The sequence below is a fragment of the Stenotrophomonas maltophilia group sp. Smal17 genome (assembly GCF_030237045.1).
Taxonomy (GTDB): Bacteria; Pseudomonadota; Gammaproteobacteria; order Xanthomonadales; family Xanthomonadaceae; genus Stenotrophomonas; species Stenotrophomonas forensis.
The window spans coordinates 1-9,674 of record NZ_JASJSU010000131.1; the positions used below are offsets into that span (position 1 = coordinate 1).

10 protein-coding genes are annotated in these 9,674 nt (G+C 67.4%); 9 read left to right on the plus strand and 1 reads right to left on the minus strand.

The features are described 5' to 3' along the window. Positions 1 to 2 precede the first annotated feature (2 nt). From QRO93_RS20390 to rnfB, 9 genes are all read left to right on the plus strand, one after another. Entirely contained in the window at positions 3 to 665 is a 663-nt protein-coding gene (locus QRO93_RS20390; RefSeq protein WP_285304340.1) for a DUF502 domain-containing protein, read from the plus strand. Then, positions 662 to 1,447 carry a queuosine precursor transporter gene (locus tag QRO93_RS20395; RefSeq protein WP_133935266.1) on the plus strand — a complete coding sequence of 262 codons (786 nt, stop codon included), beginning with the start codon at positions 662 to 664 and terminating at the stop codon, positions 1,445 to 1,447. Before QRO93_RS20390 ends, QRO93_RS20395 begins: the two co-directional genes overlap by 4 nt. A 94-nt stretch (positions 1,448 to 1,541) precedes the next feature. After that, the gene (locus QRO93_RS20400) at positions 1,542 to 3,482 is read left to right on the plus strand and encodes a DUF885 family protein (RefSeq protein ID WP_180878507.1); all 1,941 of its coding nucleotides are present in this window, start codon (positions 1,542 to 1,544) and stop codon (positions 3,480 to 3,482) included. A 16-nt stretch (positions 3,483 to 3,498) separates the two neighbouring features. Next, a complete protein-coding gene (locus tag QRO93_RS20405) occupies positions 3,499 to 4,569 on the plus strand; it encodes a serine hydrolase (protein WP_180878508.1) in 1,071 nt (356 codons plus the stop codon). Continuing rightward, the gene (locus QRO93_RS20410; RefSeq protein WP_180878509.1) at positions 4,566 to 4,970 is read left to right on the plus strand and encodes a VOC family protein; all 405 of its coding nucleotides are present in this window, start codon (positions 4,566 to 4,568) and stop codon (positions 4,968 to 4,970) included. Before QRO93_RS20405 ends, QRO93_RS20410 begins: the two co-directional genes overlap by 4 nt. 381 nt (positions 4,971 to 5,351) lie before the next feature. Continuing rightward, positions 5,352 to 5,795 (plus strand): DUF2147 domain-containing protein, encoded by a 444-nt coding sequence (locus QRO93_RS20415; RefSeq protein ID WP_006462411.1) that lies wholly within the window; start codon positions 5,352 to 5,354, stop codon positions 5,793 to 5,795. Positions 5,796 to 5,895: 100 nt separating this feature from the next. After that, complete coding sequence (gene metG / locus QRO93_RS20420; RefSeq protein WP_180878510.1) at positions 5,896 to 7,977, plus strand: methionine--tRNA ligase; 2,082 nt, start codon at positions 5,896 to 5,898, stop codon at positions 7,975 to 7,977. A gap of 77 nt (positions 7,978 to 8,054) precedes the next feature. Then, on the plus strand, positions 8,055 to 8,645 hold the full coding sequence (locus QRO93_RS20425; protein WP_008264672.1) for an HAD family hydrolase: 591 nt from the start codon (positions 8,055 to 8,057) through the stop codon (positions 8,643 to 8,645). Between the two features lie 24 nt (positions 8,646 to 8,669). Then, on the plus strand, positions 8,670 to 9,083 hold the full coding sequence (gene rnfB / locus QRO93_RS20430; RefSeq protein ID WP_180878511.1) for an Rnf electron transport complex subunit RnfB: 414 nt from the start codon (positions 8,670 to 8,672) through the stop codon (positions 9,081 to 9,083). Positions 9,084 to 9,147: 64 nt separating this feature from the next. On the opposite strand, the gene QRO93_RS20435 is transcribed toward rnfB, so the two are convergent. Beyond that, positions 9,148 to 9,495, minus strand: a complete 348-nt coding sequence (locus tag QRO93_RS20435) for a RidA family protein (RefSeq protein ID WP_005418155.1) — start codon at positions 9,493 to 9,495, stop codon at positions 9,148 to 9,150. Positions 9,496 to 9,674: the final 179 nt, after the last annotated feature.

Sequence of the window (9,674 nt, forward strand, 5' to 3'; positions counted from 1 at the left end):
CCCTGGTTCCCCGCCCCTCCCTGCAGCGCCTGTTCCTGACCGGGCTGCTGACCCTGCTGCCGATCTGGCTGACCTGGGTCGTGGTCAAGTTCGTGTTCGTGCTGCTGTCGGGTATTTCCAGCCCGCTGGTGGTACCGCTGTCCGAGCAGATCGCGACCAGCTTCCCGCACTACCTCGGCTGGGTGCGCGCCGAATGGATCCAGGACACCATCGCCCTGCTGGCCACGTTGCTGGTGATCCTGGCGGTGGGCGTGGCCAGTCGCCGTGTACTCGGCCAGCGCCTGCTGCGCTGGGTCGGGGCGATCATCAAGCGCATTCCGCTGGCCAGCATCATCTACGACAGCGCCAAGAAGCTGCTGGACATGCTGCAGACCGAACCGGGCAGCACCCAGCGCGTGGTGCTGATCGACTTTCCGCACCGTGACATGAAGTCGGTCGGGCTGGTTACCCGCGTGATCAAGGAACACGGCACCGACCGTGAACTGGCCGCGGTGTACGTGCCGACCACGCCGAACCCCACATCAGGCTATCTGGAAATCGTGCCGGTGGAGCTGCTGACCCCGACCGACTGGACCGTCGACCAGGCCATGAGCTTCATCATTTCCGGCGGCGCCGTGGCACCGTCCAGCGTGCCGTTCACCCGCGCCGGCGACCGCGCCGAATGACCCCGGCGCCGATCGAGCGCCCGCTGCAGGACCGCGCGGTCCTGCTGTTCATCGTGCTGGCCGCGTTCTTCTGCGGCAATGCGGTGCTGGCCGAGCTGATCGGGGTGAAGATCTTCGCCCTGGAAGACACGCTGGGGATCGATCCGCTGAACTGGAACCTGTTCGGCCAGACCGGCTCGTTGAGTTTCACCGCCGGCACCCTGCTGTGGCCGGTGGTGTTCATCATGACCGACACCATCAACGAGTTCTTCGGCAAGCGCGGCGTGCGCTTCATCTCGTGGCTGGCGGTGGTGCTGATCAGCTACGGCTTCCTGTTCGCCTTTGCGGCCATTTCGCTGGCGCCGGCCAGCTGGTGGGTCACCTCGATGGACGCTCACGGCGTGCCGGACTACCAGGCCGCATTTGCTGCGGTGTTCGGCCAGGGCATGTGGACCATCGCCGGCTCGCTGGTCGCGTTCCTGCTTGGCCAGCTGATCGACGTGGCGGTGTTCCACCGCATCCGCCAGGCCACCGGTGAACGCCACGTGTGGCTGCGCGCGACCGGCTCGACTGCGATCTCGCAGGTGGTGGACAGCTTCGTGGTGATCTGGATCGCCTTCGTGCTCGGCCCGCAGCACTGGCCGACGTCGCTGTTCCTGGCCGTCAGCAGCGTCAACTACATCTACAAGATGGGCTTTGCGATCGCCTTGATCCCCCTGCTGTACCTGATGCGACGTGCGATCACCGGTTATCTGGGCGTCGAACGCGCCGCCGCATTGCGCGCCGCCGCCGCGGCTGACTGAAGCCCCAGCGAGCGCCAGCTGACTGCGCCTTCACGCTGGCCGTACGCGGCCGGATCGTGCAAGCTCCACGGTCTGTGTTCCACGGAAGCTCCTGATGCCGCATCCCACCCGCGTCCTGGCCGCCGCCATCGCCGCGTTGTTCCTGTTCAGTGCCGTACCGCCGGCCGAAGCAGCGAAGAAGAAGGCCAGCCGCCCTGCCGCCGCGCAGACCCGCCAGGCGGCCAAGCCCAAGGCCAAGCCCGCCCGCGCCACCGCGCCGGCCCGCGGCAGTTCGGCGCGCCGCGCCACGCCACGTCCCGTAGCCCCCGCGCGCGCCGTACCCAAGCAGGTGCAGCTGGAGCGCCTGTACGACGAATACTGGGATGCCTCGATGCGGCTGAACCCGCTGCAGGCGACCTTCCAGGGCGAGCCACGTTACAACGACCAGCTGCCCAACATCCTGTCAGCCGCCTGGCGCCAGCAGTCGCACGACTTCACCACGCAATGGCTGGGCAAGGTCGAGAAACTCGGCAGTGACGGCCTGCAGGGCCAGGACCTGCTCAGCTACGAGATCTTCGTGCGCGACGCACGCGCCTCGCTGGCCGCCGAGCGCTACCCGAGCTGGATGATGCCGATCAGCCAGTACTACAACATCGGCAGCATCATGGCGATCCTCGGTGCCGGCGCCGGCGCGCAGCCGTTCAACACCGTGCAGGATTACGACACCTGGTCGCGCCGCTCGCTGGGCATTCCCGAGTTGTTCGACCAGGCCATCGACAACATGCGCCAGGGCATGAAGGCCGGCGTCGTGCAGCCACGCGACCTGATGGAAAAAGTGTTGCCGCAGCTGGACGCGGTGATCAAGCCGACCGCCGAAGAGAGCATCTTCTGGTCGCCGATCCGCACCATGCCGGACACCATCGCGGCCGAGGACAAGGCGCGCATCAGCGCCGAATACAAGCGCATGATCGAGCTGCGCATCATGCCGGCCTACCGCGCCCTGCGCGGCTTCATCGCCACCGAGTACCTGCCGGCCACGCGTGCCAGCAGTGGCCTGGGCGCGCTGCCCGATGGCCAGGCCTGGTACGCCAACCTGATCGTGCAGACCACCGCCAGCAACCAGTCCGCCGCGCAGCTGCATGCGCTGGGCGAACAGCGCGCGCAGGAGCTGCAGGCACAGATCGCCACGGTGATGAAGGATGCCAAGCTGCGCGGCACCCCGGCCAAGCTGTTGCGCAGCATGCGCAACGATCGACAGTTCCAGTACGGGGACGCCAATGCACTGATCAACCGTTACCGCCAGGTGCAGCAGCAGGTCAACGCACGCCTGCCGCAGGTGCTGGATACGTTGCCGAAGGCACCGCTTGAGGTGCGCGCGGTGGAACCGGAGCGGGCGCTGACTGCCGCTGCCGCCGCGTACCAGCCGGCATTGCCCGGGCAGTCCGCCGTGCTGTACGTGAACACCCGCGACCTGGCCAGCCGCAAACGCTGGAACGTGCCGGTGCAGTACCTGCATGAGGCGATCCCCGGCCATCACGTGCAGCTGGGCCTGCAGCAGGAACTGGCCAAGCTGCCGCGCTTCCGCCGCCTCGGAGGTGATCTCGCCTTCGTCGAAGGCTGGGGCCTGTACGCCGAAACGCTGGGCGAAGACCTCGGCATCTACACCGATCCCTACGACCGCATCGGCTACCTGTACTCGCGCCTGCTGCGTGCCGCGCGCGTGGTGGCCGATACCGGCGTGAACGCACAGGGCTGGAGCAAGCAGCAGGCCGTGGCCTACCTGCAGAAGACGGTCGACATGAGCAGCGATGACGCCAATGCCGAAGTCGAGCGGATCATGGCCCAGCCCGGACAGGCGCTCTCCAACGTGGCTGGCCTGACCACCATCGTGGCCCTGCGCGACAAGGCCAGGGCCCGCCAGGGAGCCGCCTTCGACCTGCGTCGCTTCCACGCCGAACTGCTGAAGGACGGCTCGATGCCGCTGGACGTGCTGGACCGCAAGATGGAACGCTGGATGGCCGAGCCGGCCAGTGCCACGCCCGCCCCTTCACCCTGACCCGACCGGAGCCCTCATGCGCCCTGCCGTCGTCCTGCTCGTCGCCGTGCTGGGCCTGCTACCCCTAGCCAGCTCCGCCGCCCCGGTGCTGACCCCACCGGATGCGGGTATCGACGGCCTGATGCAGGCCTATGACGGCCAGGTGCCCGGCGCCGCGGTGCTGGTCCTGCATGACGGGCAGCCGGTATTCCGTCGCGGCTACGGGCTGGCGGTGGTGGAAGACGGCACCCCGGTCACCGCGGCCAGCAACTTCCGGCTGGCCTCGGTCAGCAAGCAGTTCACCGCCGCGGCGGTGCTGCTGCTGGTGGAGGACGGCCGGCTCGGGCTGGACCAGACCGCCCGCCAGTGGCTGCCCGAACTGCCACCGGCTGCCGCCGCCATCACCATCCGCCAGCTGCTGTCGCATACCAGCGGCCTGCTCGACTACGAAGACCTGATGGACCCGGCCGACCCGCGGCAGGTGCACGATGCCGACGTGCTGGCCCTGCTCTCGCGCGAAGACCGGCTGAACTTCACGCCCGGCACGCAGTACCGGTACAGCAACAGCGGCTACGCGCTGCTGGCACTGATCGCCGGACGCGCCTCGGGCCAGGATTTCGCAGCCTTCCTGCAGCAGCGCATCTTCCGCCCGTTGGGCATGGCCCATACCGTGGCCCACCAGGACGGTGTCGACACGATCGCCACGCGTGCCTATGGCTACAGCTGGCTCGATGGCCGCTGGCAGCGCACCGACCAGAGCACCACCAGCGCCGTACTCGGCGATGGCGGCATCTATTCCTCGCTGGACGACCTGGCCCGCTGGGATGCCGCGCTGTATGACGACCGCCTGTTGTCCAAGGCCTCGCGCCGCGCGATGTTCAGCCCGGCCACCACGACCACCGAACCTGACGTGCCGCACTACGGCTTCGGCTGGCGCCTGAATGGCGCTGTGCAATGGCACAGCGGCGAAAGCATCGGCTTCCGCAACGTGATCGTTCGCCACCCGGAAAAGCACCTGACCGTGATCGTGCTGACCAACCGCAACGACCCCGAACCCTATCCGCTGGCGCTGAAGATCGCCCAGCGCTGGCTGGACACCCTGCAATGACGGCTGCTTCCGACGCCCTGCTGGGCATTCACCACGCCGCGCTGATCTGCAGCGACTACGCGCGATCGAAGGACTTCTACGTGCGTATCCTCGGCCTGCGCGTGCTGGCCGAGAACCATCGTGCCGCGCGCGATTCCTGGAAGCTGGACCTGGCCCTGCCCGACGGCGGCCAGCTGGAACTGTTCTCGTTCCCCTCACCGCCGCCGCGGCCCAGCCGCCCCGAGGCCCAGGGCCTGCGCCACCTCGCGTTCCGGGTTGCCGCGCTGGAGCCGTTCATCCAGCATCTGGCAGCGCATGGCGTGGCCTGCGAACCGATCCGCATGGACGAATACACCGGCCGCCGCTTCACCTTCTTCGCCGACCCCGACGACCTGCCGCTGGAACTGTACGAAGTCGGTTGAGCCGGCATTCCCACGGCCCGTCTCATCCACGCATGGCCTGAATCCGTGTCGACCCAGGTCGACACCCACCCACAGCAGCGGTGCCGACAGATCGCCGAAATCTGTCGAAGGCGGGGCACTGTGGGTTTGCGGGGTGTGAGCCGCATGGATGCGGCGACCAAGCCCCCATGGACGGGTTTACGGCGGCCCCGCAAACCCACAGTGCCCTGCCATCCCACGGAATGCCGCTCTGGCTCTGGCTCTGGCCGTTGCCGTTGCCGTTGCATTGAGCAGGTGCAGGGCTGCAAGCCCTGCAAAGCCCCCCCTTCCCCATACCCCGCCGAATGGGTATACAGTCGACCCGTACCGGCATCGTGCCGGAATGAACCCTGGGAGGGGACAATGCGCAAGACCTTCAAGACCCTGCTGCTGGCGCTGCCGCTGTGCCTGGCCGCGCTCTCGGCGCAGGCCGCCGACGGCGCCGCCGGCCGCTGGAAGACCATCGACGACAAGACCGGCAAGGTGAAGTCGATCGTCGAGATCACCCAGGCCGCCAATGGCACCCTGACCGGCAAGGTGGTCGACATCCTGCACTCGGACAAGGGTCCCAACCCGGTCTGCGACGGCTGTGAAGGCGCCAACAAGAACAAGCCGGTAAAGGGCATGACCATCCTCTGGAACCTGAAGGCCGACGGCGCCAACAAGTGGTCCGGTGGCACCATCCTCGACCCGGCCAACGGCAAGACCTACAAGTCGAAGATGGAACTGCAGCCAGGTGGCACCAAGCTGGACGTATCCGGCTGCATCGCCTTCATCTGCCGCGCGCAGACCTGGCAACGCGAATAAGCGCCCTGGCCCGCTTCACCCCCGTGACCCGGCCCCGGCCGGGTCACCTCGTTGCGGGCATGCGATACTCTGCGGTTCCCCTCGGCTTCACCCCGCGACCATGACCCGTACCGCGCTCGTCACCACCGCCCTGCCCTACGCCAACGGCCCGCTGCATCTGGGCCACCTGGTCGGCTACATCCAGGCCGACATCTGGGTGCGTGCGCGGCGAATGAGCGGCGGCAAGGCCTGGTTCGTCTGCGCCGACGACACCCATGGCACGCCGATCATGCTGGCTGCGGAAAAGGCCGGGGTCACCCCGGAAACCTTCATCGCCAACATCCAGGCCAGCCACGAGCGTGACTTCGCCGCCTTCGGCGTCGCCTTCGATCACTACGACTCGACCAACTCGGCGGCCAACCAGGCGCTGACCGAGCAGTTCTACCTGAAGCTGGAAGCGGCCGGCCACATCAGCCGTCGTTCGGTGGCGCAGTTCTACGACCCGGCCAAGGGCATGTTCCTGCCCGACCGCTACGTCAAGGGCATCTGCCCGAACTGCGGCAGCCCCGACCAGTACGGCGACAACTGCGAAGTGTGCGGCGCCACCTATGCGCCGACCGACCTGAAGGAGCCGCGTTCGGTCATTTCCGGTGCCACCCCGGAAATGCGCGATTCGGAGCACTTCTTCTTCGAGGTCGGCCACTTCGATGCGTTCCTGCGCGACTGGCTTGCCGGCGATGTCGCCCTGCCGGGCGTGAAGGCCAAGCTGGGTGAATGGCTCAATGCCGAAGGCGGCCTGCGCGCGTGGGACATCTCGCGCGATGCGCCGTACTTCGGTTTCCAGATTCCCGGCCAGCCGGGCAAGTACTTCTACGTCTGGCTGGACGCGCCGATCGGCTACCTGTCCAGCTTCCAGACCCTGTGCGGCAAGATCGGCGAAGACTTCGAAGCGCACCTGCGTGCCGGCACCAGCACCGAGCTGCACCACTTCATCGGCAAGGACATCGTCAACTTCCACGGCCTGTTCTGGCCGGCGGTGCTGCACGGTACCGGCCATCGCGCGCCGACCCGCCTGCACGTCAACGGCTACCTGACCGTGGACGGCGCCAAGATGAGCAAGTCGCGCGGCACCTTCGTAATGGCCCGCACTTTCCTCGACGCTGGCCTGGAACCGGAAGCGCTGCGTTACTACTACGCGGCCAAGTCCGGCGGTGGCGTCGACGATCTCGACCTGAACCTGGGTGACTTCATCGCCCGCGTCAACGCCGACCTGGTCGGCAAGTTCGTCAACCTGGCCAGCCGCTGCGCCGGCTTCATCAGCAAGCGCTTCGACGGCCAGCTGGCCGCTCAGCTGCCCGATGCGGCGCAGTACCAGCGTTTCGTCGATGGCCTGGCGCCGATCCGCGAAGCGTACGAGCGCAACGACCCGGCTGCGGCGATCCGCCTGACCATGACCCTGGCCGACGAAGCCAACCGCTACATCGACGACGTCAAGCCGTGGGTGATCGCCAAGCAGGAAGGCGCCGACGCGCAGCTGCAGGCGGTGTGCAGCCAGGGCCTGAACCTGTTCCGCGTGCTGGTCACCGCACTGAAGCCGGTTCTGCCGGCCACCGCCGCGCAGGCCGAGGCCTTCCTGGCTGCGCCGGTGAACGACTGGACCGACCTGGTGCAGCCGCTGCTGGGCCACCGCATCACCGACTACACCCCGCTGTTCACCCGTATCGACCCGAAGAAGATTGACGCCATGATCGACGCCTCCAAGGACACCCTGCAGCCGGCCGCCGCTGCTGCCCCCGCCGCCAAGGCCGACGCCGCCAAGCCGGCCGCACCGGCACCGGCCAAGGACGAAGCGAACAGCGCCGACGCGCCGGCCTACATCGGCATCGATGATTTCGCCAAGCTCGACCTGCGCATCGGCAAGGTGCTGGTGTGCGAATTCGTGGAAGGCTCGGACAAGCTGCTGCGCTTTGAACTGGATGCCGGCGAGCTGGGCAAGCGCCAGATCTTCTCCGGCATCCGCGGCAGCTACGGTGAGCCGGAAAAGCTGGTGGGCCGCAGCGTGGTGTTCATCGCCAACCTGGCCCCGCGCAAGATGCGCTTCGGCCTGAGCGAAGGCATGATCCTGTCGGCCGGCTTCGACGGCGGCGCGCTGGCGCTGCTGGACGCCGACAGCGGCGCACTGCCGGGCATGCCGGTCCGCTGATGCCTCAAGCGGGCGTGGCCACGGCCGCGCCCGCCGGCAGCACCGGCCACGGGGGCAAAGCGATGGGAGGCAACGGAATGGAACTGGCGCTGTTCGACTTCGACCACACCGTAACCACCTGCGATACCTATGGCCGTTTCCTGCGCCGCGTGGCCACGGCCGAACAGCTGGCGCAGGCGTGGTGGAAAGTCGGCCCGTGGCTGGTGGCGTACAAGCTGAAGCTGATCTCGGCCGAACGCATCCGTGCACGCGTCACCCGCCTGACCTTCAGCGACCGCCACAGCGATGACATCACTACGCTGGCCGCCGGCTTCTCGCGCGAATTCCTGCCCGAGGTGGTGCGCCCGGAAATGCTGGAGCAGATCCGCTGGCACAAGGAACAGCAGCACACCGTGGTGATCGTGTCCGGTTCGCTGGACCTGTACCTGAAGCCATGGTGCGAGCAGCTGGGCCTGCAGTTGATCTGCAACCGGCTGGAGAGCCAGGACGGCCGCCTGACCGGTCGCTATGCCGGTGGCGACTGCGGCCCGCGCAAGGTCGAGCACATCCGTCGCCAGTTCGATCTGTCGCGTTACGTGCGCATCCATGCCTACGGCGACAGTTCCGAAGACAAGCCGATGCTGGCGCTGGCCCACGAACGCTGGTTCCGTGGCAAACCCCTGAAGTAACCCAACGCGCAGCCTTCGCCACGCATGAGCCTGATCCCGCCCCTGACCGAACGCCTCGACCGACTGCTGCCGCAGACCCAATGCGGGCAATGCGGCTACGACGGCTGCCGCCCCTACGCGCAGGCGATGGCGTGCGGCGAGGCGGGCGTGGACCGCTGCCCACCGGGTGGCGACGCCGGTGCGCGTGCACTGGCCCAGGTGCTGGGCACACCGGCCATTCCGTTTGACCGCTCGCGCGGCGAGCACAAGGCCGCGCAGGTTGCGTTGATCGTGGAGGCCGACTGCATCGGCTGCACCAAATGCATCCAGGCCTGCCCGGTGGATGCCATCGTCGGCGGTGCCAAGTACATGCACACGGTCATCGCCGATCTGTGCACCGGCTGTGAGCTGTGCATTCCGCCGTGCCCGGTGGACTGCATCGAGATGCTGCCCCTGTAACGGGGTCTTCAGAAGGGGGCAGATCCCTATTCCAGCGGGAAAGGGATCTGACCCCGTTTAATGATTACGGCACCGCTGCCGTCACCACGATCTCGACCTTCCACTCGGCGTGGGCCAGCTTGGCTTCGAACGTTGCGCGGGCCGGGGTCGCGCCCTCGACCACCCACTCGTCCCACGCCTTGTTCATGCCATCGAAGTCGGCGATGTCGGCCAGGAACACTTCCGCGCGCAGCACGTGCTGGCGATCGCTGGCCACCAGCGCCAGCAGCTTGTCGATCTCCGCCAGCACCTGCCGGGTCTGACCGGTGATGTCCTGGCTGGTGTCTTCCGGAATCTGGCCGGAGAGGTAGGCGACCTTGTTGTACACGGTCATTTCGGACATGCGCGGTCCGACGTCGTAACGCTCCATCATGGGCGTGGCTCCTGCGGGTGATCAGGCCTGCATTGTCCTCCAAAGCGGTCAACGATGGGTGCACGCGGGCGTGCCGCGCAACGCCACTACCGCGCTCCGACACACCTGCTGGTCAAATGCCCGCGACAGGCGCACGATGCGCCACGCCCGCGTTGACACCGCCCTCCCCCTCCCTGACG

Bases quoted from the DNA above. Each gene is read 5' to 3' on its own strand.
- QRO93_RS20410 (WP_180878509.1), top strand. From the start codon at position 4,566: ATGACGGCTGCTTCCGACGCCCTGCTGGGCATTCACCACGCCGCGCTG.
- QRO93_RS20405 (WP_180878508.1), top strand. From the start codon at position 3,499: ATGCGCCCTGCCGTCGTCCTGCTCGTCGCCGTGCTGGGCCTGCTACCC.
- QRO93_RS20400 (WP_180878507.1), top strand. From the start codon at position 1,542: ATGCCGCATCCCACCCGCGTCCTGGCCGCCGCCATCGCCGCGTTGTTC.
- metG (WP_180878510.1), top strand. From the start codon at position 5,896: ATGACCCGTACCGCGCTCGTCACCACCGCCCTGCCCTACGCCAACGGC.
- QRO93_RS20395 (WP_133935266.1), top strand. From the start codon at position 662: ATGACCCCGGCGCCGATCGAGCGCCCGCTGCAGGACCGCGCGGTCCTG.
- rnfB (WP_180878511.1), top strand. From the start codon at position 8,670: ATGAGCCTGATCCCGCCCCTGACCGAACGCCTCGACCGACTGCTGCCG.
- QRO93_RS20435 (WP_005418155.1), bottom strand. From the start codon at position 9,495: ATGATGGAGCGTTACGACGTCGGACCGCGCATGTCCGAAATGACCGTG.
- QRO93_RS20415 (WP_006462411.1), top strand. From the start codon at position 5,352: ATGCGCAAGACCTTCAAGACCCTGCTGCTGGCGCTGCCGCTGTGCCTG.
- QRO93_RS20425 (WP_008264672.1), top strand. From the start codon at position 8,055: ATGGAACTGGCGCTGTTCGACTTCGACCACACCGTAACCACCTGCGAT.